We start from the raw sequence: 22,814 nt of genomic DNA, 5'->3' as shown, positions 1-22,814 counted from the left end.
CACTTTCAAATACCTGCGCTTCTCTCCGGCCTTAAACGCACTATTGTTAAATTGCATTGACACGCACGCTATATCTCTTCCTGAATAACGAAGGAGCCGTTGCTATGAATAACGTCAAGAGCATGGTGATCTGGCTGTTAGTCGGTCTGGCGGGAGCAACCGCTTTCGCTATATTGGCATTAAGCCGTGGTGAACACGTGAATGCTGTGTGGCTGGTGGTTGCTTCAGTGGCTTGTTATAGCATTGCCTACCGCTTTTATAGTTTGTTTATCGCCCAAAAAGTCTTTGCGCTCGACGATCGTCGTTTGACGCCAGCGGAGCGACACAACGATGGTCTGGATTACGTCCCCACCAATAAATGGGTGCTGTTCGGCCACCATTTTGCGGCCATCGCCGGCGCTGGCCCGCTGGTAGGTCCGATTCTGGCAGCCCAAATGGGCTTTCTGCCCGGCACCATCTGGATTCTGGTCGGCGTGATGCTGGCAGGCGCCGTGCAGGACTTCCTAGTACTGTTTATCTCTACACGCCGTGACGGACGTTCGTTGGGGGAAATGGCCAAGCAGGAATTGGGCGCCTTCGCCGGGGTGATCACCATGCTGGGCGCATTGGGCGTGATGATTATCATCCTCTCCGCACTGGCGCTGGTGGTGGTCAAAGCGCTGGCCGATAGCCCCTGGGGATTATTCACTATTGCCGCCACAATTCCCATTGCGTTGTTCATGGGCGTTTATATGCGCCTCCTGCGCCCCGGCAAAATCGCGGAAGTCTCCATCATCGGCTTTGTGTTGATGATGCTGGCGATTGTCTATGGCGGCAACATCGCCGCGCATCCCTACTGGGGGCCGTTCTTTACCCTGCAAGGAACATCGTTGACCTGGATACTGGTGTGCTATGGCTTTGTCGCCTCGGTGCTTCCGGTGTGGCTCCTGCTGGCACCACGCGACTATCTCTCCACCTTCCTGAAAATCGGGGTGATTGTCGGACTGGCTGTGGGTATCGTCTTTGCCATGCCTGAAATGAAAATGCCGTCGGTTTCACGCTTTATTGACGGTTCAGGCCCGGTGTTCTCCGGCAGCTTGTTCCCCTTCCTGTTTATCACCATCGCCTGCGGCGCCATTTCCGGTTTCCACGCGCTGGTATCCAGCGGGACAACGCCCAAACTGGTTGAACGTGAAAGCCATATCCGCTTTATTGGCTATGGCGCCATGCTGATGGAATCGTTCGTTGCTATCATGGCGTTAATTTGCGCCTCGGTTATTGAGCCGGGCGTTTATTTCGCCATGAACTCCCCCGCCGCGTTAATCGGCACCACGGTGGAAAATGCCTCTCAGGTGATCAATAGCTGGGGATTTGTGATTACCCCGCAGGAACTTAGCGACATCGCCAAAGATGTCGGCGAGAACTCGGTGCTGTCCCGGGCCGGTGGCGCCCCCACCTTTGCGGTGGGCATGGCGTATATCATTACCGAAATTTTTAACAGCCGGGCAATGATGGCCTTCTGGTATCACTTCGCCATCTTGTTTGAAGCGCTGTTTATTCTGACCGCCGTTGATGCGGGTACGCGGGCCTGCCGCTTCATGGTGCAGGATCTGGTGGGTGTGATTATTCCCGGCATGGGGAAAAGTCACTCCTGGCTGGGTAATCTGGCGGGAACGACCGTCGCCGTTTCTGGCTGGGGATTCTTCGTCTATCAGGGCGTTATCGACCCGCTGGGCGGAATCAATACCCTGTGGCCGCTGTTCGGCATCGGTAATCAGATGCTTGCTTCTATGGCGCTGATCCTCGGTACGGTCGTATTGTTCAAAATGAAAAAGCAGCGCTATGCGTGGGTCACTATCATACCGACTGTTTGGCTGTTCATCACCTCAATGACCGCCGGTTGGCAGAAAATTTTCCACGAAAAACCCAGCATCGGCTTTCTGGCACAGGCAAAACGTTTTGCCGCGGGTATCGAGCAAGGCACATTGATTCCGCCAGCCAAGAGCATTAAAGACATGGAAACCATCGTGTTCAGTAACCAGATTAATGCCGCGCTGTGTGGCTTCTTTATGCTGGTCGCCGTCACCATGTTGATTTCGGCTTTCTTTGTTATTCGCCGAGCAATGAATAGCGATACGCCCACCGCGAAAGAAACGGCCGTTGTTTTACGAGAGGAAACTCATCAAATTTGAGTGAAACGTGCAAACAACTGAAGAGACGTAAAAATAAAGCGCCACGGCAAAGCGTGGCGCGCAAAGCAGTATCAGTCATGCGAGTAAAATTTGATTGCCTTGTTAATAGTACAATCATACTGCGCGGCATTACCGGTAGGCTGCCAGTCAGGGAGGGAAAATAACCGCATTGAAAACGTTATCGTATATTCATCCTTCGACCGGTAGCGAAGAATTTGCGCCACAGGTTTGTTTTCATTCGTCACCGTCTGGCGCGTGTCTGCAAAAGCCAGGGAACCGTCTGGCCGGATCAGATAAGCATTAATCACCAGACCGCCTTTCATGGTGCCCGTCGCGCCGGTATCCGGGTTGGCGCACTGCGTTAAATCTATCGTCAGATTGAGTCGTTCGCCTTTATCCAACTCGCGCTTAACATCGGACAACGTATTAAGCGGATAGGCAAAACTGTAATGGGAAAGACTGCATAACAGTGCGGTAAAAACAACTTTCTTCATGCCAAAAAAAGATGACATCCTGTTTTCTTTAAAAAAACGTTTGGCAAAAAACATATTTCCTTTTCTCCACGGGAATAAAAATTAACAAAATATCGAAATGGGCCACGGAAATATTTCATCTTTCAGAATAAAAGACAAGGACTATTAACAACAATCATTCATTGACAAACAGACAATTAAAATAATTGGCGCTATCTATCGAATACATGATTTTATTAAAAATAATATTAAATAGTAATTATTACGCCATTAGCAAAGAGGGAAGGGTTAGTTATAAAAGAGCGGCAATAACGTTTCACTGAAACATAAATCCAGATTCCCACCTACTGCCCGTAATAAGCATTTTTACCGTGCTTACGCAGGTAGTGTTTATCCAGTAAAGTTTGTTGCATATCGCTCAGTTCAGGCGTCAACTGGCGCGAAAAAATCCCCATGTAGGCGATCTCTTCCAACACTACCGCATTGTGTACCGCGTTATCTGCATCTTTTCCCCAGGCAAACGGTCCGTGCGCGTTGACCAATACCGCAGGAATAGTGACGGGAGAAAGTTGGCTACTCTGAAAGGTTTCAACAATCACCCTACCCGTTTGCCACTCATAGCGCCCGTTGATCTCTTCGTCGGTCATCAGGCGCGTGCAGGGAATATCGCCGTAGAAATAATCAGCATGCGTCGTTCCCCAGGCGGGAATCGCTTTTCCGGCCTGCGCCCAAATCGTGGCATGGCGGGAATGGGTATGGACAATGCCGCCAATCTCGGCAAACGCCAGATACAGTACGCGGTGGGTATCAGTATCCGAAGACGGTTTTTTCGTCCCCTCCACCACTTTGCCGCTCTCCAGTTCCACGACGACCATGTCGTCAATCGTCATCGCGGCGTATTCAACGCCAGACGGTTTAATGACCATCAGACCTTGCTGCCGATCCACCGCACTGACATTTCCCCAGGTAAACGTCACCAAATGATGCCGCGGCAATGCCAGATTAGCCTCCAACACCTGTTTTTTTAGCGCTTCCAACATGATTGCCCCCCCGCAGCGAATAGCTATCACGCCATTCTCGCGGTCGTCTGCACGCACTGCTATGGGCTAAATCGCTAAAGATCGGTTGGTGTTCTGCTGCAACGCGAGATTTGCAGCCTGATGCGCATGAACAAAAAGCGCCCATTTTACCAATTGTTGCTATCGTTAACTTAACGTGTCTGAATTAAGATTTTTTACCTGTTGCGGTTTTTGCCGATGATTATACTAGCCGGTAATCAAAGGAAGGCATGGTGTTATTATTTAATACCGTGAAAAAGCAGTTATACGATATTTTCCTCACCTACTAGCGTGAGGCCAAGAGTTAAAAGGGGAAAAACATGAAATTAAACAAACGTTTTGCTACTGCCGCGTTAGCCATTACCTTGGTGGTTACGCTCGCAGGCTGTTCAAACATGTCTAAGCGCGATCGTAACACCGCGATCGGGGCAGGGGCCGGCGCCGTGGGCGGAGCCATACTCACCGACGGCGGAACGTTGGGTACGTTGGGCGGCGCAGCCATTGGCGGCCTGATTGGTCGTCAGGTAGATTAACGAATTCACTGACAGCAGGCCGCTCGCCTTTCAAGCCTGCTGTTATCATTAATCAACGCCGCCAGTAAGCCAAACGCCGCTCATCCTCCAGCCAGCTTTACCTTCATCCCTTTTACTTCAAGGAGTTGTTTCAACAGATCGCGTTTATCGCCTTGTATCTCAATAACGCCATCCTTGACTGAACCGCCACAGCCGCATTTTTTCTTTAATTCGGCGGCCAGTTGGTCCAGAGCGGCATCATCAAGATCGATACCACTAATAACGCACACACCTTTCCCTTTACGCCCGCTGACCTGACGTTGAATACGCACAATGCCGTCGCCTTGCAGACGAACCGCTTTCTGTTCTTCTGGTTTGATACGTCCGCTTTCTGTTGAATACACCAGACGACTGTTATCACGGTTGCTCATTATTCTTCCCCGCTCAGCAATGAAGCATAGATATCGCGCAGCGTTTCAGCCGGATTGGATGATTGGGTAATCGGACGGCCAATCACCATATAATCCACTCCCGCATGCTGGGCCTGAACCGGCGTCATGATACGGCGCTGATCGCCTGCGTCGCTGCCAGCAGGACGAATTCCCGGTGTAACCAGTTTGAATGATTGACCGCACACCTGCTTCAGGCGTTCCGCCTCTTGCGCAGAACACACCACCCCGTCCAGACCGCAGTTTTGCGTCAGTACCGCCAACCGTTCCGCCTGCTCCGCAGGCGTGGCGGTAATTCCCAGGCCACGCAAATCGTCGGCATCGATACTGGTCAGCACCGTCACCGCAATCAACAGCGGCGCATCGCTGCCGAAAGGCAATAGCGCCTCTTTCGCCGCCGTCATCATCCGCGCCCCGCCGCTGGCATGGACGTTCACCATCCACACGCCCAGTTCGGCCGCCGCTGCAACCGCGTGCGCGGCCGTATTCGGGATGTCGTGGAATTTCAGATCGAGGAAAACATCAAAACCACGCTGTTGAAGCGTCTGCACAAACTGCGGGCCAAACAGCGTAAACATCTCTTTGCCCACTTTTAAACGACAAGACCGAGGATCGATGCGTTCAACAAATGACAATGCTGCCTGGCGATCGGCATAGTCCAGCGCCACAATAATCGGGGATGAAGAAGCCTGGCTGTTTTCTTGCGGATTTTTGTGTGTCACATGTCACCCCTTGCTCTAGCAAAACATTAATCACGACGAAAATTCCCGCCGCATTCTACATGCCCCGCGGCTTGAATCCCAGCCAACTGTACAGCAAAGGGATGTAAAGCCAGTTCTGGAACAGTAATTGTGTTTAGTCATAAGTATGTTGTAACTAAAGTGCATTAACAGAATTCCGCCCCCGTAAGATAGCGAAAATTATTGGCCGTCTAAGCCACGAATCGGTTTGATGCTTGCCCAGGCGCGGCAGGAAGGACAATGCCAATATAAGGACTGAGAGGTAAAACCACATTTATGACAGCTATAACGCGGTTTGGTGCGGATCTGTTCGCCTACCATGTCGCGTAAAACCAAAAGGCTCTCTTTTGCCCTGCCGTCTTCGGCTTCATGCAAATGGAAATCCATCAGCCGGTGAAACACGCGCATTGTAGGGTGACGTTGAAGCTGACGATTGATATAAATCTGCGCCGCTTCCGCCCCTTGCTCATGCTCAAGGATATCGGCCAGCATCAATTCGGCCGTGGCGCCCGTATTTTCTTCGACACAACGCTTGAGGAAATCAGCCCAGTTCAGGGGTTGCTGCAAGTGCTGATAGCATTCCTGTAGCATAGGCAGGGTTTCGCTAACCAGGTTTTTATCCTGAAAGAGAACCTGCTGCAACGAATCAACTGCCCGGGCATAGTCCTGCTGGGCCATGTAAATACGGCCCATCATGATGGAAGCCCTTGCGCACTGTTTGTCCGCCGCGGCGCCTTTTTTCAGCAACGACAGTGCTTTGTCCTGATCGTCACTGCCCAGGGCAAGCAACGCCTGTTCACAGTAAAAATGCGCGATCTCCACCCGGAGTTCTTCTTTCCCCATTTTCACCAATTTTTCGGCGACTTCGATAGCGTTGAGCCAATCACTGGTTAACTGATGAATCTGCAATAGCTGTTGCAAGGCACTACGCCGGAAATCCTCTTCCTCGACCAGTTGATTTAAGATCTCTTCCGCGCGGTCGTATAACCCCGCCGCCACATAATCACGCCCAAGTTGTTGCACCGCCAGCAGGCGCTGTTCAAACGTTAGAGAGGAACTTTCTGTCAGCGCCTGATGAATGCGAATGGCGCGGTCAACTTCGCCGCGAGAGCGGAACAAATTACCGAGCGTAAGGTGGGCTTCAAATGTATTGCTGTCGTCTTTAAGCATATCAAGAAAGAGTTCAACAGCTTTATCCTGCTGATTAGAAAGCAGGAAGTTCACACCCGTCACATACTCACGCGACAGACGATTAGACTCCTGTTCTTTATCCTGCTGCGCACTTCTGCGCCCCATGTACCAGCCGTAAGCGGCGGCCACGGGCAGCAACAGAAACAGCAGTTCTAACATAGAGAATGATTCCTTAGTGGGTGACGGGCTGTTCTGGCGTCACACTTTCCTCATTCGAGGCAGGAAGTTGTTGCTCCAGACGCTTGAGTTTACGTTGTGCTCGGCCCAACGCAATGCGCTGACGCAGATAAAACAGGCCGCAAATTACCCAGCCTAGGACAAAACCCAGCGCAAACAGCGTGGCGAGCAGCGTTGATACGCGATAATCGCCTTGCGCCAGCAGATAATTAAAGGTAACCACCTGATCGTTATGCGCGCCCAGTGTGACAGAAATGATGAATATCGCCAGCACGAGTAAAAAAATCAGTAAATATTTCACGTTTTCTTTCCTGTGATATCCCATTAACCGAATGAATTATGCCAAATTTTGACGATAAACCCCATTAAATTACCATTTCCCGTTCAGACAGGGAAATATCGGCCGCCTTCTCTCTGCCGCCACCCGCACTTATTATTTATTCCAGGCAGAATACACAGCCAGCGTGCTGTCATTAGGAGAGAAAACGAGTCAAAGCAAGATGAATAAAATTAAGATTCAAGATCGCTACGCCTTATTATAGCGAAGGGATAAGACAAGCAGAAATGACTGAAGCGCGCCGTTGATTACAGTCGCCTATAGGCGAGTGACAGGACGTCACCCGCTGTACTACAGACTGAAATAACGTTAAACGGCGGCCTATCGACAAAGGTCAATTGTTGACCGCATCCCTGGCGGCCTGCTCCTCGATTTCTGCCTGCTGTAATGAAAACGGGCCGCACCAGCGCTGAGCCAGCCAGCAGGCAACCAGCACCAGAAGCCAACTGATAAAGGTGGCGGCGATCAGATCGCGTGGCCAGTGCATACCCAAAACCAGACGGCTTCCCATCACCGCGCAGGCCCAGATCATCAGTACCGCAACGGTTTTGTAGTGTCGGCGAGTCCACAATAACCCGACAGCCAGCAGCGCCCAGGTTGCGGCGAACATCCCATGACCGGAAGGGAAAGCAAACCCGGTTTCAAACTGCCAGTGCTGGCGTAGCCATGCTGGAATCTGTTGTTCATTCCGCAGTTGGGATTTAACCAGTTCGGCACGTTCTTTACGCGGCAAAGCGTAGAAATAACCTTCGTCAACCTGGTGATTTTTTTCCAGCCAGACAACATATGGCCGCGGTTCCCGTGCCCATTCTTTAATGCCGGACTTTACCCCCTGCCCGATAAGCACCGTAATCACCATGATGACCAGTACCCCAAGCGCAGGCTTGAGCCGAAAACGCAGACACCATAAAAACCAGGCGCTTAACAGCGTGCTGGTCAGTGTGCCCCAGGGCGAGGTGACCGTTTCGGTTATCCAAAACAGCATCTTTAACCACAAACCACCATATTCTGGCTGCCACTGCCATCCGCTTATCCAAATTATGAATGGCATGATGAGCAGTAATGTTGCGCCAATGGTGGTTCTTTTGGCGATTTCGTACATTCTTTCTCCCTACAATTCAGTGCGATGCTGAAAGACAATCTTTCTAAATGCTATCAGAAAAACCGGCATGAACTGTCAGTATGGCGTAAAATAGCGACCAGTTCTGTCAATGAGCGCGCGATTGCCCCACAATTTCCTGCTGGTCAATCCCCCAATCCGGCAGTAGGATGCGCGTCAGCATTTTTGTTTTTTGGAGAATCACATGCAGCTAAAACGGGTGGCAGATGCCAAATTACCCACCCCCTGGGGCGATTTCCTGATGGTAGGATTTGAAGAGATTGCGACAGGACACGATCATCTCGCGCTGGTCTATGGTGATATTTCGGGTCCGGCGCCGGTGCTGGCCCGAGTGCATTCCGAGTGCCTGACGGGCGATGCATTGTTTAGCCTGCGTTGTGATTGCGGATTCCAGCTTGAGGCGGCGCTGAGCCACATTGCCGAAGCGGGTCGTGGCGTATTGCTGTACCACCGTCAGGAAGGGCGCAATATTGGTTTACTGAATAAAATTCGCGCTTATGCGTTGCAGGATTTGGGCGCCGATACGGTAGAAGCCAATCACCAGTTGGGTTTTGCCGCGGACGAACGTGATTTCACCCTGTGCGCGGACATGTTCAAACTGCTAGGCGTAGACGAAGTGCGTTTACTGACCAACAACCCGCTGAAGGTCAAAATCCTGAATGAAGCCGGCATCAATATCGTTGAACGTGTGCCGTTGCAGGTTGGCCGTAATCCGAAAAATGAACGTTATCTGGCAACGAAAGCCACCAAAATGGGCCACCTACTGGATACGAAATAACACCTCGATAAACGTGAATGCCAGGCTGCCCCTGGCATCCCCCCTGTCTTAATGCCTGATGATATAAATATCCTTACTGTATATCTCCGCTTTCAGATCTGGCTTAAATCCGCCGATATAGGGTTTTACCAACTGCGCGTGCACATAGTAATAGATGGGAAGCAGCGGAACGAGTTGCTGAAGAATTTTTTCCGCTTGATGATAAGCGGTATTACGCGCCGCTAAAGTATCCGCGTTGACCGCCTGATCCAGCAGGGCGTCGTATTTAGCATGAGTGAATTTACCCTGATTATTGCTGTTCCCGGTACGCAAGATATCGAAATAGGTGGAAGGCTCGTTGTAATCCGCCTGCCAGGACGTTCTGACCACCTCAAAATTACCGCTACGCATCGTGTCCAGCATGGTTTTCCACTCCTGATTCTTCAGCCTTGCCTCAACACCCAGCACCTGCTTCCACATGGAACTGGCGGCAATCGCAATCCGCTGATGCGACTCCGATGTATTGTAAAGCAGGTTGAACTTCAACGGCCGCTCCGCGCTATAACCCGCTTCGGACAGCAGTTTTTTCGCCTCGGCGTTTCTTTGCTGCTGTGTCCAGGCCGCCCACTCAGGTTGTTCACTGATATAACCCGCCATCCCCGCAGGCAACGGGCTATAAGCAGGCACCTGTCCCATGCCCAGCACTTTTTCGGCAATGACAGTTTTGTCCAACGCCAGATCCAACGCTCGTCTTACGCGCGGATCGTTAAACGGCGGTTTTTGCGTATTGAATTTGTAGTAGTACGTTGACAACTGCGGAGCCACTTTAACCTGATCGGGCAATTCAGCTTTTAGCGATTTGAACAGATGCGGCGGCAAGGTGGAAGTCACGTCCACTTCTCCCGCCCGGTAACGATTAACTTCAGCCGTATTTGACACAATGGGCAGATAGGTCACTTTGTTCAGTATCGTATGCGTATTATCCCAATAACGGGGGTTCCGTTTCCCGACAATCCGCTCATTGACCACCCATTCGCTCAATGTAAAAGGACCGCTGCTAACGAAATTACCGGGTTGCGTCCACTTATCGCCATATTTTTCAATCGCCGCTTTCGGTAATGTCACCACCGCAAAATGATCGGTCATCGACAGAAAATAGGACAATGGCCGATCGAGCTCAATCTGTACCGTTTGCTTATCCAGCGCCTTAATGCCTAATGCGCCGGGGGGCTTCTTGCCTGCCGTGACATCCTCAGCGTTGCGCAGATACATACTGGTGATATAGGACTGATAAGGGGAGAGGGTTTTCGGATCGGCGAGGCGCTGCCAACTGAATACCACATCATCGGCGGTAATCGGGCTTCCATCGGACCATTTCAGATCCGGGCGCAAATGGAATGTCCAAACCTGATGATTCTGTTGCTCCCACTTTTCAGCCAGACCGCCGGAAATGCTGCCGTCGTCTTTCACCGAAACCAGCTTTTCAAAAAAGTCATGAATAAGGTTTGCTTCAACATCACTTTCCACTTTATGCGGATCGAGCGACGCCGGCTCACTACCGTTGCCGCGCACCAGTTCCTGTTTGTCCGCCAGTTGAACGCCCGCAGGCACTTGCGCCGCAGACACGGCACCTGAAGTCATCGCCAAACAAAGCGGCAACAGCAACCTATACTTCGCTTTTTTCCCGGCGCCGTTTAACCCAAAATGTCTATGCATAGGATGCCCTTATTCTTTAACCACCTATTACCACATTTGAAAAGATATACCGCACCCGCGCCCTACGTCGCAAGCACGACGACTTGAAGAGTGACGATATGCCGGCGCGGTCATATCGTCTAGGCCATGACAGCGTCATAGCATATTGCGGATCACATAATGCAGAATACCGTCGTTCTGGTAATAGGTCAGTTCGTTGCGCGTATCAATGCGGCACCGGGTTTCAATCACCGAACGATTCCCCGCACTATCGTCAATCACGACCTCGACCGTGGCGCCGGGCGTCAGTTGGTTCAGCCCGGTAATGGATATTTGCTCATCCCCGGTCAGCCGCAACGTTTTACGCGTAACCCCCTGCGCGAATTCCAGCGGCAGAATCCCCATCCCGATCAGATTTGAACGGTGAATACGTTCAAAAGACTCTGCAATCACCACGCGCACGCCCAGCAACCTCGGTCCTTTGGCCGCCCAGTCGCGGCTGGAGCCTGAGCCATACTCTTTGCCCGCGAAAAGCGCCAGCGGAACGTTTTCCTCCTGATAACGCATCGCCGCGTCGTATATGGTCATCTCGTTCTGAGAAGGCACATGACGGGTATAGCCCCCTTCTCTTCCGGGCACCATTTCATTACGAATACGAATATTGGCAAACGTCCCACGCATCATCACTTCGTGATTGCCGCGGCGCGAACCATATGAGTTGAACTCACTGCTTTCGACGCCGCGTTCCAGCAGATAACGCCCGGCGGGACTGTCACGTTTGATGTTGCCGGCAGGAGAGATATGGTCGGTCGTTACCGAATCGCTCAATATGGCCAGTATGCGCGCGTTATGAATATCCTTTACCGGCTCCGGCACTTTCCCCATCTCAAGGAAAAAAGGCGTCTGACGGATATAAGTCGAATTCGGCGGCCATTGATAGGTCGGATTGTTATCCACCTCGATATCTTTCCACTCCTGAGTGCCTTCAAACACGGCCGAGTACTGTTTGTGGAACATATCGGCGCTGACATTCAATACCGCGTTGGCCACTTCCTGCGCGGAAGGCCAGATATCGCGCATATAAACCGGATTTCCATGTCGATCTTCGCCCAGCGGTTTAGCGGTAAGATCGATGTTCATATTCCCGGCCAGCGCATAGGCGACCACCAGCGGCGGCGACGCCAGCCAATTGGTTTTTACCAGCGGATGAATACGTCCCTCAAAGTTACGGTTTCCTGACAGCACGGCGCCAACCGTTAAATCGCCCTTTTTTATCGCCGCTTCAATGGCGTCAGGCAACGGACCGGAATTACCGATACAGGTGGTGCAGCCATACCCCACCAGATTGAAACCCAACGCATCAAGGTATGCCGTCAATCCGGCTTTGTCATAGTAGTCGGTTACCACACGCGAGCCCGGCGCCAGTGAGGTTTTCACCCAGGGTTGCTTTTTCAGTCCGCGCTTGACGGCATTCTTCGCCAGCAAGCCAGCGGTCATCAATACGCTGGGATTGGAGGTATTGGTACAGGAGGTTATCGCCGCGATCACCACCGCTCCCTGATTCAGCCGGTGCGTCTCACCCTCCAGCGAAAAGTCCTCATAATCCGGCTGGCTTTTTATCGAATTGAGATCCAGCTCTCTGCTCGCGTTAAACGCCTTCGGCACATCCGCCAGCGCCACCCGATCCTGCGGTCGCTTCGGGCCGGCAAGACTGGTTTCGACGCTTCCCAAATCCAATGCCAACTGGCTGGTGAATACCGGCTCATCCCCCGCGTTACGCCACAGCCCCTGCTGCTTGCTGTAGGCTTCCACCAGCGCGATTTGTTCATCGCTCCGGTTGGTTAACCGCATATATTCCAACGTGATTTGGTCAACCGGAAAAAAGCCGCAGGTCGCGCCGTATTCCGGCGCCATATTAGCGATGGTGGCACGATCGGCCAGCGGTAAATAATCGAGACCGTCGCCATAGAACTCAACGAATTTGCCAACTACCCCGTGTTTACGCAGCATTTGCGTTATCGTCAGCACCAGATCGGTTGCGGTGATCCCTTCCCGCATTTTTCCTGTCAGCCTGACCCCCACCACGTCCGGCACCAGCATGGATATCGGCTGCCCCAGCATGGCCGCTTCCGCTTCAATACCGCCGACGCCCCAACCCAACACGCCCAGGCCGTTAATCATGGTGGTGTGTGAGTCGGTTCCGACCAGCGTATCGGGATAGGCAATCGTTTTACCGTTCTGTGTCTCATGCCAGACCGCCTTTGCCAGATATTCCAGGTTCACCTGGTGACAGATCCCCGTTCCGGGCGGCACAACCCTGAAATGGCTAAAAGCGCCCTGGCCCCAGCGCAGAAACTGGTAGCGCTCGTAATTGCGCGCCATTTCCAACTGCGTGTTATCCGCCATCGACTGCTGATTGCCAAAGTGGTCAACGGTCACCGAGTGGTCAATAACCAGATCCACCGGCGTTAGAGGATTGACTTTGCCTACGTCGCCTCCCAGACGGTGCACCGCGGCGCGCATTGCGGCCAGATCAACCACCGCGGGCACGCCGGTAAAATCCTGCATCAGCACGCGGGCAGGACGATAGGCGATTTCTCTATCGATATGCCCGGTTTTTAACCAAGAAACCACGGCCCGTAAATCATCCTGTCGGACGGTTTCGCCATCCAGATGGCGTAACAGATTCTCCAGTAACACTTTTAAAGATTTGGGTAAGTTTTCCAGCGAACCGAGCTGCCGGGCCGCCAGAGACAGGCTGTAATAATGATAAATTTGTTGCCGAACTGTCAGGGTATCCAGGCAAGAATCGCGATAAAGAGCTGACATGCTACCTCCCAAAATGATCAAGCGAATCGTTATTTTGTGTCGGCCGGTCATTAATACCCAGCTTAACCATACGGTCTTATTTAAAGATAACACAAACAAAATATAACGTTTTCGCAACAAAGAGAGATAATGCAGCAATAGTCATTGACTATTGAGAAGCGCTATTGAGTGGGGAGTAATAAAAGTGATAAAGAAATTTCACGGCGGCAATATACTTTAAAACTATTTTGCAGGATGCTTCACAATCAGGTACTGATGTTTGTAGTAAAACAACAGGCGTTGGTTATCTAACGACAATTCCACTGACTTTTGTTAAAAAAATAATAATATTAAGGGGTTTTCATGAGGCTATTTTACAAACCTGAAAGCAGTTCCCTTTTTACCCATATTGTCCTGCTGGAGTCTAAATTAGAGTTCAAACTTGAAAAAGTGGATTTACGCACTAAAAAAACCGAACGTGGCATTGATTATCTGTCGATCAATCCCAAAGGTCTGATACCGGCCTTGCAGCTTGATGATGGCACCGTACTGACCGAAGGCGTCGCCATCGCCCAATACGTGGCGGATCGTGTACCGCACTGTAATCTGATTGCCCCAACAGGCAGTATGGCGCGCTACCACACCCTTGAATGGCTGAACTATATCGCCAGTGAGTTACACAAAAGCTTCGCCCCTATCTTCCGCCGCGGCACGCCCGAAACCTGCAAAGAACGGCTAATTGAATATTTGCAGGTACAATTCCGCTATATCAATCTGGTATTAAGCGAACAGAATTATCTGGTCGCCAACCGATTTAGCGTTGCGGACGCCTATTTGTTCACCGTGATGCGCTGGGCACAAACCTTGAAACTGGATATGTTCCGTTACCCCGCTCTGGCCACCTACCTCGACCATATTGCCGAACGCCCGTCTGTGGTCATGTCGCTTAAAATCGAGCGGCTAAAAGGCTAAATGGCGTCAAGGGTTGTTGGGGTCTGCATGCGGGCAAAAGATAACGGGAAGGCTTATTCATCACGGCATCTCCGCGATGGCGCGGGGAGCAACGCTTTAACCTAAAACACCCGACGACGACATTCTGCCGACCTCATCCATGAGGCAAGGTCGTTATAAACGCACCGCCTGGAAATGGTGACGAGGATTGGCAATGCCATCCTGAGCGGCCACCAATTGCAATTCGTACTCATCCATTTCTTTCGTCATGAGCATCACTTCATACACCGCGGCGGTAGTATGTTCCAGCGCTTTATCCAACGCGACGCCTTTCAGCAAATTCACCAGCAATAATCCGCTGGTCAGATCCCCCACGCCAACCGGTTGACGTTCAAACGCCACCAGAGGACGGCTGATATGCCAGGCGTCATCAGGCGTGACCAGCAGCATTTCAAAACTGTCATTACGGTAAGCGGCGCGACTGAGGTGTTTAACCAACACAATCCCAGGGCCTTGTTTGCACAGCGCACGCGCCGTTTCGACCGCCTCTTCGACATTACGCACGCCATGACCGCCGAGTAACTCCAGTTCAGGCAGATTCGGGGCAATCATGTCAGCGGCTTGCAACGACCGGCGGCAATGGAATTCCGACACCCCCGGCGCGACGATACACCCCTTTTCGGGCGTGCCCATCACCGGATCGCAGAAGTACAGCGCATTGGGATTAACCGACTTCACCTGACGCACAATATCTAAAATATGCTCGCCCTGCTCCGCTGAACCAATATAACCACTCAGCACTGCATCACAGTTTTTCAGGCGATCGATATCAGCAATCCCTTGAACGATCTCCGTTAAGTGGCTGGCGGGCATGACACAACCTGTCCAGTGCCCATATTGCGTATGGTTGGAAAATTGCACCGTGTTCAACGGCCAAACGTTTGCCCCCATCCGACGCATCGGAAACTCGGCGGCGCTATTCCCCGCATGTCCAAAAACCACGTGTGATTGTATAGAAAGTATGTTTTTCATTAGATATGGCTCAACTTTTTGCCTGCGCAAATAACGCGTTGATCACAGGCGAATAAGAAGAAAGGGAACTGCCGCTCCCTTAATGGTTTTTCTTATGTATTCCAGCAGATCAGACAGTAATGTTTTTTGCCTCGACGCAGCAGCGTGTAGCGGTCAAATAAACGATCGGACTCACTGAAAATATATTCGGGATTAGCCTGTTTTTCCCCGTTAATCGTGACGGCATTCGACGAAATCATCGTGCGAGCCTGACCGCGCGACGGCACCAGTTCCGCGCTGACCAACGCCTGTTGCAAATCGGCATCACGCGTCAGTTCAATAATCGGCATACCATCCTGCGCCAACTGCGCGAAATCATCCTGCGTCATAGCCTGAAGCGAACCCGAGAAGAGGCTTTGCGTGATGCGGCGTGCGGCAGCCAATCCGGTTTCACCGTGCACCATCCGGGTCACCTCTTCGGCCAGCACATGCTGCGCGCGTGGCGCTTTACCGCTATTCCTGTCTTCTTCTTCCAACGCATTGATCGCTTCAAGACTCATGAAGGTAAAGAATTTCAGGAAACGGTAAACATCCGCGTCGGCGGTGTTAATCCAGAATTGGTAGAATTTGTAAGGGCTGGTTTTGCTGGCATCCAGCCAGATGGCGCCGCCTTCCGTTTTGCCGAACTTAGTACCGTCGGATTTGGTGATCAGCGGCACGGTCATGCCGTAAACCTGTTTCTGATTCATGCGGCGAGTCAAATCAATACCCGACGTAATATTGCCCCATTGATCGGAGCCGCCGATTTGCAGCTCAACCTGATACTGTTTGTTAAGGCTGGCGAAGTCGTAGCTTTGAAGCAGGTTGTAAGAGAATTCGGTAAATGAGATCCCCACATCGTCACGGTTCAGACGCTGTTTGACGGCCTCTTTGTTAATCATCTGATTAACCGAAAAATGCTTACCGATATCGCGCAGGAAATCGAGCACGTTCATATTACCGAACCAGTCATAGTTGTTGGCGGCGATCGCGCTGTTTTCACCGCAGTCAAAATCCAGGAACGGGGAAACCTGCTGGCGGATTTTCTCAACCCATTCATTGACGGTGTCCGCCGTGTTCAGCTTACGTTCTGTCGCTTTGAAGCTTGGGTCGCCAATCAGACCGGTCGCTCCCCCTACCAACGCAACGGGTTTGTGACCCGCCAACTGGAAACGTTTCAGGCAGAGCAGCGGCACCAGATGCCCCAAATGCAAGCTGTCAGCAGTGGGATCGAAACCGCAATACAGTGCGATCGGCCCTTCCGCCAGTCGCTCCGCCAACGCGTCCTCATCCGTCACCTGGGCAATCAAGCCCCGCTCTTGCAGTTGTTTAATCAGGTTACTACTCGCCATCGATAACTCCATTTTTTATGCAAAATATAGTGTGATATGCCACGCTTATTGATATCGGCACGATCGCCTCGTTAAAAATCCTGAGCTTAAACATCAGGTTAATCGCCCATGTCGGCCCAAATAACCAGATGGCGCGAAACAGCATAGGATAAAGCGCCCACGACAGGAGCGCCAGAGTTTAACGAGGATATTTAAAGATCATGGCGCTAAACGATCGACCTGCCAGCCGTCGCCCAGCCGCTGATAGAGAAACCGGTCATGCAGACGGTGTTCGCCCCCCTGCCAGAACTCCATTGACTCTATCGTAACGCGAAAGCCCCCCCAGAAGCTGGGCAGCGGAACTTCACCGTTTTGGAATTTCTGTTTGAGCTCAAAGAATTTGCTCTCCAGCACGCCGCGTGTCGAAATGCGGCTGGACTGTCGGGAAACCCAGGCGCCAATCTGACTGTCTTTGGGACGGCTGTGGAAATATTTGAGTACGTCCAACGGCGACAGCTTCTCAGCACGTCCTAATACCACCACCTGCCGCTCCAACATATGCCAGGGAAAGAGCAGACTGATCCGGGGATTGTGCGCAAGATGCCGCGCTTTGCGACTGCCGAGGTTGGTGTAAAACACCAGGCCTTTTTCATCGTAATGTTTTAATAACACGATGCGCTGGTAAGGTTGCCCCTGCTCGTCAACGGTAGCAACCGACATGGCCGTTGGATCTGCCAGCTTTGCATCACAAGCCTGTTTCAGCCAGCGCTCGAATAAGTCCATTGGGTTATCGGTCAGATCGCGCCGACGCAACCCGCCACGCGTATATTCACGGCGCAAGTTGGCGATATCGGCGTCCTGGACAAGAGGTGTGTTGCCGGAAGGTATGCTGTCCTGTGTCATTGTGTCCTGCTGTAGCAATATCGGATTCAGAAGCGGGTTGTAAATCTCATTTTGCGCCCGCGACCAAAAAATCTCAATCAGCAACGCGCTCGTCCGGTGCCGGAAGCAACGTTCGCGCCACCGTGTTCAATGCCAAGAGTGAAACCTGCATAGCAGAAACACGATGACGATGGAACGTTAGTTCAATATACAGTCATCAACAATGACGCGCTCGCCACGTTGAATAAAGGCATGATTGCCTTTACTCCAGAAAGTATAGGTCCCGTCGCTGTATCTTGTCCCCGAAGCGGATATGACCTGAGGTAAATGATGTCGATCGCCATCCAGCAGGAAACTTACCTGTGATGACGACTTTTCTCCAGTCTGCATCGTGACCGTCAGCGGCATGGTGCCACACTGATAGTGAAACGTTTCAACCGTCTGTTCAGGAGTGAAGTAGCCACATCCGCTTAACAGAACCAGCGCTGTCCCCATCAGCACGCGTTTCATTATTTATCTCCTATTGTCATTGGTGTAAGTAAAAATTTTTGGTGTTATCAAAATGGATACCGCGCGGTAACACCCCATTCCATAACACCATTTTAACAATAGGCGATCAAATGAATCTTAGTTAAATCCGGTTAATCCACCACCACCGGATAAATCGCGCCAAGCAGCGTTTCCTGACTGGCGCCGGTAACCGAGGGCAAATTGCCGGGCAGCCCGGACAGCGTTCGTGAAGCCAGCCACGCGAAAGCCAATGCTTCCATATCATCGCTGCTGACGCCAAACTCATCGGTGGCGCTGACTTCAATACCCGGTAACAGCGCAGACAGCCTGGACATGATCAGCGGGTTTCTGGCACCGCCTCCGCACACCAGCAGGCGCTCGCAACCGCCGATCAACAACACTTGATCCGCCACGCTCGCGGCGGTCAGTTCAGTTAACGTGGCCTGAACGTCCTGCGGTGATATCGGTGGCAAACCGGCCAGTTTTCGCTCCAGCCAACCCATATTAAAGTATTCGCGCCCGGTGCTCTTCGGTGCGCGCCGTGCAAAATAGGGATCGGCCATCAAATGACGCAGCAGCAACGAATTAACCTGCCCTGTCATAGCCCACTGCGCGTCTTTATCATAAGGCTGGGCACAATGACGCCAGACCCAGGCGTCCAGCAGCATATTACCCGGCCCGGTGTCATAGCCCCGAACGACGGCTCCCGGCACCAGCAACGACATGTTCGCGATACCCCCGATATTCAGCACAATACGGCGTTCAACCGGGTGAAGCAGCAACGCGTGATGGAACGCGGGCACCAATGGCGCCCCCTGCCCGCCAAAGGCCAAATCGCGGCGGCGAAAATCCCCCACGGTAGTAATTCCAGTCAACGCGGCGACTCGATTATTATCGCCGATCTGCAACGTACAGGGCGCTTCGCCATTCGGTTCATGCCAGACGGTCTGCCCATGACAACCAATAGCGGTAATATCCTGTGGGGCAAGCTCCGTTTTTTTGAGCAGGGCCAGCACCGCCTGAGCGAAGAGCACCCCCAGACGGGTATCCAACTGCCCCAACGCAGAGAGCGTTACCTTTTGCCCCTGACACATGTCCAAAATGGCTTTTTTGATATCCTGCGGTAACGGATGACGATAGCTGGCTTGCTGCGCAACGGTGTGTTCATCTATTGCCGCCAGTACAACGTCAACACCATCGAGGCTGGTTCCTGACATCACACCGATGTATCTGCCTGATCTCATTTCATAACCTTTTCCCCTGCGGGGCAAAGCACAATAGCGACGGGAAATTTGACTGTGACAAAAATAGCATTTTAACAAGCTGGATTATGAAATTTTTTATGTTTTTGCCACACCTGTTACATTTTTGTTTAAAAATCAAAAATTGATAATTTTTGCTACAAAAAACCGCTTAAACAAAATTTTCGCGCTGTTTACTTACTGTTAAGGCGTACCCTCTTACTCTGCAAAAAAGCGTAAAAAGAGTGGAATGGGACGTTAAGCCAGACCATAATTCAAAGGCATAACATTACTTGTCGGGTAAGGTTGCGCCTTCCCGACATTGTTGCCATTACAGGAGTCTTTAATATGATGAAGCGTTTGCTTGTGGTTACCTTGTCTGGTATCACACTGGCTGGTTGCGCTAATACCAGTACGCTTTCAGGAGATGTCTACAGCGCCTCTGAAGCCAAACAAGTGCAGACAGTCACGTACGGTACTATTGTCTCAATGCGTCCGGTACAAATTCAGGCCGGTGAAGATTCCAACGTCATTGGCGCACTTGGCGGCGCCGTTCTAGGTGGATTTCTGGGTAACACCATCGGCGGAGGTTCCGGTCGAAGTCTGGCTACCGCCGCGGGTGCGGTGGCAGGCGGTGTAGCAGGTCAAAGTGCGACGGGCGCTATAAACCGTACTCAGGGTGTCGAGCTGGAAATTCGCAAGGATGACGGCAGCACCATTATGGTCGTTCAAAAACAGGGTGACACGAAATTCAGCGCAGGCCAGCGTGTAGCCATGGCAAGCAATGGCCGTAACATTACTGTTTCTCCTCGCTAATACTTAATGGCAATCACGCTCAAAGTGGTGATTGCCATCAATAATCAAGTCCCGTAATTAACCTATCAATAATAGATTTGTGGTATTGCCGGGATTTAATTTTCGCCTAACCATCCTTTCATCTCAGATTTAACTAAGTCTGGCTTTCATGCAATGCCAATATATTTTGTTCCAGTCGTGCGATTAGCAGCGCTAATTCATCAACCTGTTCAGGTGTAATGCCAAATAAAACTTCATTCCGTGTATGGCTAATTACATCATTGACCGCTCGAATTATCGGGTCCGCGGCTTCGGTCAGCATGATACGCTTGGCGCGCCTGTCGTGTGGGCACACATGCCGGGTAATTAAGCCTTTTTCTTCAAGTTGATCCAGTGTCCTTACTAATGAAGGCTGCTCAATCCCTATCGCTTTGGCCAGTTGAATCTGTGACTGACCCGGCGGCAAGTGATAAATGCTATGCAGCGTCACCCAATGCGTTTGAGTCAGTTCCAGGGGTTTTAATCGGTGATCGACTAATGCACGCCAAACGCGCACCAGACGAGCTAAATCAGATCCTAATGGCAATTCCATCACTTCTCCTTATAATTAGCTTGCTAGGTTATATCCCTGGATTGCAATCAACTCTGATTTATGAAAAATAGAAAAACGACTTTTTATTATAGTAGCTGAATGGATTCTACCAAATAAAAGTCTTTTAAAAATGATTTTAGGCTTATTTTATTCAGCGACACCCCAGCATTTAGAATAAAGACGGCTGCGGCGGTTCCACTGGTAATACAATTTTTTCTGTACGCTGTAGACGTTTGATTCTCTGCCGACACAGGCGCAACACTTCCTGTTTTTGCACATCACTCATCCGCCCCCAGTCAAAACGCTCATTGCGGCTGCGAAAACATCCGCGACAATATCCACGATCATCAGACTGACAAACGCCAAGACAAGGGTTTGGGATAGCAAAGAGTTCAAGTTGCTCTGGCACTTAACCTCCTTCTACAACTCTTTTATTGAAGCCTCGTTCGCTTCTGCTGGCAAGCCCCGGCAATCAGTAACGATGAAAATAATCACGTAGTCATTGTTATCTCGAACGTTTTTCCTGCTTCGGCGTCAATGTTTACCAACTGATAGACGCCGCCTACGCGCCTGCCAGCGAATGTTTTAACACATAATTCACTTAACGACATGTTTATCGTCACTTCTCTTTGCGATCGAGGGTTTGGACTCAACTGACCAGCAACGCTATACTTCTTTTCTATTTGTGCTCATTACCCAATAGTAATCACAGTAGTCAATCGAGGAAATTATGCGCTTACTTCACACCATGCTGCGTGTTGGTGATTTACAACGCGCTATCGACTTTTATACCCATGTATTAGGTATGCGTCTGCTGCGTACCAGCGAAAACACCGAATATAAATATACGCTGGCCTTTGTCGGTTATGCCGAGGAGAGTGAAAGCGCGGTCATTGAATTAACCTACAACTGGGGCGTTCAGCAATACGATCAGGGGAACGCCTTCGGCCATATCGCACTGGGTGTCGATGATGTGGCAGCAACCTGCGAGCGCATCCGGCAGGCCGGTGGCAATGTTACTCGTGAAGCGGGCCCGGTCAAAGGCGGCACCACGATTATTGCCTTTGTTGAAGATCCTGATGGCTATAAAATCGAATTGATCGAGGATTCACACGTCGGCCAGGGTATTGGCCGCTAATAGGACGGCGGGTGTCAAAACGGCACCTGCTTTTCTTCCTCTTCGCCCTTTACCGCTGCGACGAGCGCCGTCGCGTCGAATAAACAGGGTGTACTGCATCTCCCGCCAAAATTTGCCATAATGCCCGCTGCATTTTGCTAAAGATTAAGAGAATAATGGCTGATAAAAATGACCTGAACGCCCTGAGTAGCCGTTTCCGTGGGTTTTACCCGGTAGTGGTTGACGTCGAAACCGCTGGGTTCAATGCCAAAACCGACGCCTTGCTGGAAGTTGCTGCAGTAACATTAAAAATGGACACGGATGGGTGGTTGCAGCCGGATGAAACATTACATTTCCATGTCGAGCCCTTTGAAGGCGCCATTCTGGAACCTGCTGCGCTGGCATTCAATGGCATTGATCCCAGCAACCCCTTACGCGGCGCGGTCAGAGAATATGACGCCTTGCATGAAATTTTCAAAGTGGTGCGCAAAGGGATAAAAGATCAGGGTTGCAACCGGGCGATAATCGTCGCGCACAATGCAACATTCGATCATAGTTTTATGATGGCGGCGGCCGAGCGTTGTAGCCTGAAGCGCAACCCATTCCACCCTTTCGCCACCTTCGATACGGCCGCATTAAGCGGGTTGGTGTTGGGGCAGACGGTGTTGGCCAAAGCCTGTATTACCGCCGGTATCGAGTTTGACTCAAGCCAAGCGCACTCGGCGCTCTATGATACTCATCAAACCGCGTTGCTGTTTTGTGAGCTGGTGAATCGCTGGAAACGTCTGGGGGGATGGCCTGTAGTCGTTGATGAGAATGCCTCAGAAGCAGAGTCTAAAGCAAGCTAGGCAAAAAAC

Annotated in this window: 23 protein-coding genes; 7 read left to right on the top strand and 16 right to left on the bottom strand. The window is 51.3% G+C overall.

Annotated features, from left to right (window positions below):
* The first annotated feature begins 104 nt into the window (after nucleotides 1-104).
* Nucleotides 105-2,171, top strand: coding sequence for a carbon starvation CstA family protein (locus tag EH207_RS08000; protein ID WP_137713506.1), 2,067 nt, complete (start codon nucleotides 105-107; stop codon nucleotides 2,169-2,171).
* Between the two features lie 71 nt (nucleotides 2,172-2,242).
* Here EH207_RS08000 and EH207_RS07995 read toward each other — a convergent pair whose 3' ends face one another.
* Nucleotides 2,243-2,683, bottom strand: coding sequence for a VirK family protein (locus EH207_RS07995; RefSeq protein ID WP_175413657.1), 441 nt, complete (start codon nucleotides 2,681-2,683; stop codon nucleotides 2,243-2,245).
* A gap of 305 nt (nucleotides 2,684-2,988) precedes the next feature.
* Nucleotides 2,989-3,684, bottom strand: a complete 696-nt coding sequence (gene araD, locus EH207_RS07990) for an L-ribulose-5-phosphate 4-epimerase (protein WP_137713504.1) — start codon at nucleotides 3,682-3,684, stop codon at nucleotides 2,989-2,991.
* 338 nt (nucleotides 3,685-4,022) lie between these two features.
* On the opposite strand from araD, the gene osmB reads away from it, so the two are divergent.
* Nucleotides 4,023-4,235 (top strand): osmotically-inducible lipoprotein OsmB, encoded by a 213-nt coding sequence (gene osmB, locus EH207_RS07985; RefSeq protein WP_113869068.1) that lies wholly within the window; start codon nucleotides 4,023-4,025, stop codon nucleotides 4,233-4,235.
* 80 nt (nucleotides 4,236-4,315) lie between these two features.
* On the opposite strand, the gene yciH is transcribed toward osmB, so the two are convergent.
* The 5 genes from yciH to pgpB all read right to left on the bottom strand — a co-directional run bounded on the left by yciH (nucleotide 4,316) and on the right by pgpB (nucleotide 8,210).
* Nucleotides 4,316-4,645, bottom strand: a complete 330-nt coding sequence (yciH, locus tag EH207_RS07980; RefSeq protein ID WP_137713503.1) for a stress response translation initiation inhibitor YciH — start codon at nucleotides 4,643-4,645, stop codon at nucleotides 4,316-4,318.
* Entirely contained in the window at nucleotides 4,645-5,385 is a 741-nt protein-coding gene (pyrF, locus tag EH207_RS07975; protein ID WP_137713502.1) for an orotidine-5'-phosphate decarboxylase, read from the bottom strand. The genes yciH and pyrF overlap by 1 nt, the downstream gene beginning before the upstream one ends.
* A 198-nt stretch (nucleotides 5,386-5,583) precedes the next feature.
* Complete coding sequence (gene lapB, locus EH207_RS07970; protein WP_137713501.1) at nucleotides 5,584-6,753, bottom strand: lipopolysaccharide assembly protein LapB; 1,170 nt, start codon at nucleotides 6,751-6,753, stop codon at nucleotides 5,584-5,586.
* Between the two features lie 13 nt (nucleotides 6,754-6,766).
* Nucleotides 6,767-7,072 (bottom strand): LapA family protein, encoded by a 306-nt coding sequence (locus EH207_RS07965; protein WP_137713500.1) that lies wholly within the window; start codon nucleotides 7,070-7,072, stop codon nucleotides 6,767-6,769.
* Nucleotides 7,073-7,442: 370 nt separating this feature from the next.
* Nucleotides 7,443-8,210 carry a phosphatidylglycerophosphatase B gene (pgpB, locus tag EH207_RS07960; protein WP_137713499.1) on the bottom strand — a complete coding sequence of 256 codons (768 nt, stop codon included), beginning with the start codon at nucleotides 8,208-8,210 and terminating at the stop codon, nucleotides 7,443-7,445.
* 202 nt (nucleotides 8,211-8,412) lie between these two features.
* On the opposite strand from pgpB, the gene ribA reads away from it, so the two are divergent.
* Complete coding sequence (ribA, locus tag EH207_RS07955) at nucleotides 8,413-9,006, top strand: GTP cyclohydrolase II (protein WP_137713498.1); 594 nt, start codon at nucleotides 8,413-8,415, stop codon at nucleotides 9,004-9,006.
* A 48-nt stretch (nucleotides 9,007-9,054) separates the two neighbouring features.
* Here the strand turns inward: ribA and EH207_RS07950 are convergent, their stop codons facing one another.
* Together EH207_RS07950 and acnA are read right to left on the bottom strand one after the other, a co-directional pair.
* Complete coding sequence (locus EH207_RS07950) at nucleotides 9,055-10,626, bottom strand: ABC transporter substrate-binding protein (RefSeq protein ID WP_246048962.1); 1,572 nt, start codon at nucleotides 10,624-10,626, stop codon at nucleotides 9,055-9,057.
* Nucleotides 10,627-10,836: 210 nt separating this feature from the next.
* Entirely contained in the window at nucleotides 10,837-13,509 is a 2,673-nt protein-coding gene (gene acnA / locus EH207_RS07945; protein WP_137713496.1) for an aconitate hydratase AcnA, read from the bottom strand.
* Between the two features lie 342 nt (nucleotides 13,510-13,851).
* On the opposite strand from acnA, the gene gstA reads away from it, so the two are divergent.
* Nucleotides 13,852-14,460, top strand: a complete 609-nt coding sequence (gstA, locus tag EH207_RS07940; RefSeq protein WP_137713495.1) for a glutathione transferase GstA — start codon at nucleotides 13,852-13,854, stop codon at nucleotides 14,458-14,460.
* 153 nt (nucleotides 14,461-14,613) lie between these two features.
* Here the strand turns inward: gstA and pdxY are convergent, their stop codons facing one another.
* The 5 genes from pdxY to anmK form a co-directional block, all read right to left on the bottom strand.
* The gene (gene pdxY / locus EH207_RS07935) at nucleotides 14,614-15,471 is read right to left on the bottom strand and encodes a pyridoxal kinase PdxY (RefSeq protein ID WP_137713494.1); all 858 of its coding nucleotides are present in this window, start codon (nucleotides 15,469-15,471) and stop codon (nucleotides 14,614-14,616) included.
* Nucleotides 15,472-15,563: 92 nt separating this feature from the next.
* The gene (gene tyrS, locus EH207_RS07930; RefSeq protein WP_137713493.1) at nucleotides 15,564-16,841 is read right to left on the bottom strand and encodes a tyrosine--tRNA ligase; all 1,278 of its coding nucleotides are present in this window, start codon (nucleotides 16,839-16,841) and stop codon (nucleotides 15,564-15,566) included.
* A gap of 198 nt (nucleotides 16,842-17,039) precedes the next feature.
* A complete protein-coding gene (gene pdxH / locus EH207_RS07925) occupies nucleotides 17,040-17,723 on the bottom strand; it encodes a pyridoxamine 5'-phosphate oxidase (RefSeq protein WP_137713492.1) in 684 nt (227 codons plus the stop codon).
* Between the two features lie 177 nt (nucleotides 17,724-17,900).
* Entirely contained in the window at nucleotides 17,901-18,212 is a 312-nt protein-coding gene (locus tag EH207_RS07920; RefSeq protein ID WP_137713491.1) for an MliC family protein, read from the bottom strand.
* Nucleotides 18,213-18,343: 131 nt separating this feature from the next.
* Entirely contained in the window at nucleotides 18,344-19,456 is a 1,113-nt protein-coding gene (gene anmK / locus EH207_RS07915) for an anhydro-N-acetylmuramic acid kinase (protein ID WP_137713490.1), read from the bottom strand.
* Nucleotides 19,457-19,801: 345 nt separating this feature from the next.
* Here anmK and EH207_RS07910 point away from each other — a divergent pair, with 345 nt between their 5' ends.
* Complete coding sequence (locus EH207_RS07910) at nucleotides 19,802-20,269, top strand: outer membrane lipoprotein (protein WP_137713489.1); 468 nt, start codon at nucleotides 19,802-19,804, stop codon at nucleotides 20,267-20,269.
* Nucleotides 20,270-20,402: 133 nt separating this feature from the next.
* On the opposite strand, the gene slyA is transcribed toward EH207_RS07910, so the two are convergent.
* Both slyA and EH207_RS07900 read right to left on the bottom strand, forming a co-directional pair.
* Nucleotides 20,403-20,840 (bottom strand): transcriptional regulator SlyA, encoded by a 438-nt coding sequence (gene slyA / locus EH207_RS07905; protein ID WP_137713488.1) that lies wholly within the window; start codon nucleotides 20,838-20,840, stop codon nucleotides 20,403-20,405.
* A 169-nt stretch (nucleotides 20,841-21,009) separates the two neighbouring features.
* Complete coding sequence (locus tag EH207_RS07900) at nucleotides 21,010-21,249, bottom strand: DUF1289 domain-containing protein (protein ID WP_137713487.1); 240 nt, start codon at nucleotides 21,247-21,249, stop codon at nucleotides 21,010-21,012.
* 321 nt (nucleotides 21,250-21,570) lie between these two features.
* Between EH207_RS07900 and gloA the strand changes: the two genes are divergently transcribed.
* On the top strand, nucleotides 21,571-21,978 hold the full coding sequence (gene gloA, locus EH207_RS07895) for a lactoylglutathione lyase (RefSeq protein WP_137713486.1): 408 nt from the start codon (nucleotides 21,571-21,573) through the stop codon (nucleotides 21,976-21,978).
* Nucleotides 21,979-22,133: 155 nt separating this feature from the next.
* Nucleotides 22,134-22,805 (top strand): ribonuclease T, encoded by a 672-nt coding sequence (gene rnt / locus EH207_RS07890; protein ID WP_137713485.1) that lies wholly within the window; start codon nucleotides 22,134-22,136, stop codon nucleotides 22,803-22,805.
* Nucleotides 22,806-22,814 lie beyond the last annotated feature (9 nt).

Origin of the sequence: Brenneria rubrifaciens (assembly GCF_005484945.1) — a bacterium.
GTDB classification, from domain to species: domain Bacteria; phylum Pseudomonadota; class Gammaproteobacteria; order Enterobacterales; family Enterobacteriaceae; genus Brenneria; species Brenneria rubrifaciens.
The sequence above is the reverse complement of the archived record's forward strand: the minus strand, read 5'-3'. Positions and strand labels throughout refer to the sequence as shown.

Bases quoted from the DNA above. Each gene is read 5' to 3' on its own strand.
- EH207_RS07910 (WP_137713489.1), top strand. From the start codon at position 19,802: ATGATGAAGCGTTTGCTTGTGGTTACCTTGTCTGGTATCACACTGGCT.
- EH207_RS08000 (WP_137713506.1), top strand. From the start codon at position 105: ATGAATAACGTCAAGAGCATGGTGATCTGGCTGTTAGTCGGTCTGGCG.
- EH207_RS07920 (WP_137713491.1), bottom strand. From the start codon at position 18,212: ATGAAACGCGTGCTGATGGGGACAGCGCTGGTTCTGTTAAGCGGATGT.
- rnt (WP_137713485.1), top strand. From the start codon at position 22,134: ATGGCTGATAAAAATGACCTGAACGCCCTGAGTAGCCGTTTCCGTGGG.
- anmK (WP_137713490.1), bottom strand. From the start codon at position 19,456: ATGAGATCAGGCAGATACATCGGTGTGATGTCAGGAACCAGCCTCGAT.
- ribA (WP_137713498.1), top strand. From the start codon at position 8,413: ATGCAGCTAAAACGGGTGGCAGATGCCAAATTACCCACCCCCTGGGGC.
- yciH (WP_137713503.1), bottom strand. From the start codon at position 4,645: ATGAGCAACCGTGATAACAGTCGTCTGGTGTATTCAACAGAAAGCGGA.
- EH207_RS07995 (WP_175413657.1), bottom strand. From the start codon at position 2,683: ATGTCATCTTTTTTTGGCATGAAGAAAGTTGTTTTTACCGCACTGTTA.
- EH207_RS07950 (WP_246048962.1), bottom strand. From the start codon at position 10,626: ATGACTTCAGGTGCCGTGTCTGCGGCGCAAGTGCCTGCGGGCGTTCAA.
- pdxH (WP_137713492.1), bottom strand. From the start codon at position 17,723: ATGACACAGGACAGCATACCTTCCGGCAACACACCTCTTGTCCAGGAC.
- acnA (WP_137713496.1), bottom strand. From the start codon at position 13,509: ATGTCAGCTCTTTATCGCGATTCTTGCCTGGATACCCTGACAGTTCGG.
- osmB (WP_113869068.1), top strand. From the start codon at position 4,023: ATGAAATTAAACAAACGTTTTGCTACTGCCGCGTTAGCCATTACCTTG.
- gloA (WP_137713486.1), top strand. From the start codon at position 21,571: ATGCGCTTACTTCACACCATGCTGCGTGTTGGTGATTTACAACGCGCT.
- pdxY (WP_137713494.1), bottom strand. From the start codon at position 15,471: ATGAAAAACATACTTTCTATACAATCACACGTGGTTTTTGGACATGCG.
- lapB (WP_137713501.1), bottom strand. From the start codon at position 6,753: ATGTTAGAACTGCTGTTTCTGTTGCTGCCCGTGGCCGCCGCTTACGGC.
- pgpB (WP_137713499.1), bottom strand. From the start codon at position 8,210: ATGTACGAAATCGCCAAAAGAACCACCATTGGCGCAACATTACTGCTC.
- tyrS (WP_137713493.1), bottom strand. From the start codon at position 16,841: ATGGCGAGTAGTAACCTGATTAAACAACTGCAAGAGCGGGGCTTGATT.
- slyA (WP_137713488.1), bottom strand. From the start codon at position 20,840: ATGGAATTGCCATTAGGATCTGATTTAGCTCGTCTGGTGCGCGTTTGG.
- araD (WP_137713504.1), bottom strand. From the start codon at position 3,684: ATGTTGGAAGCGCTAAAAAAACAGGTGTTGGAGGCTAATCTGGCATTG.
- gstA (WP_137713495.1), top strand. From the start codon at position 13,852: ATGAGGCTATTTTACAAACCTGAAAGCAGTTCCCTTTTTACCCATATT.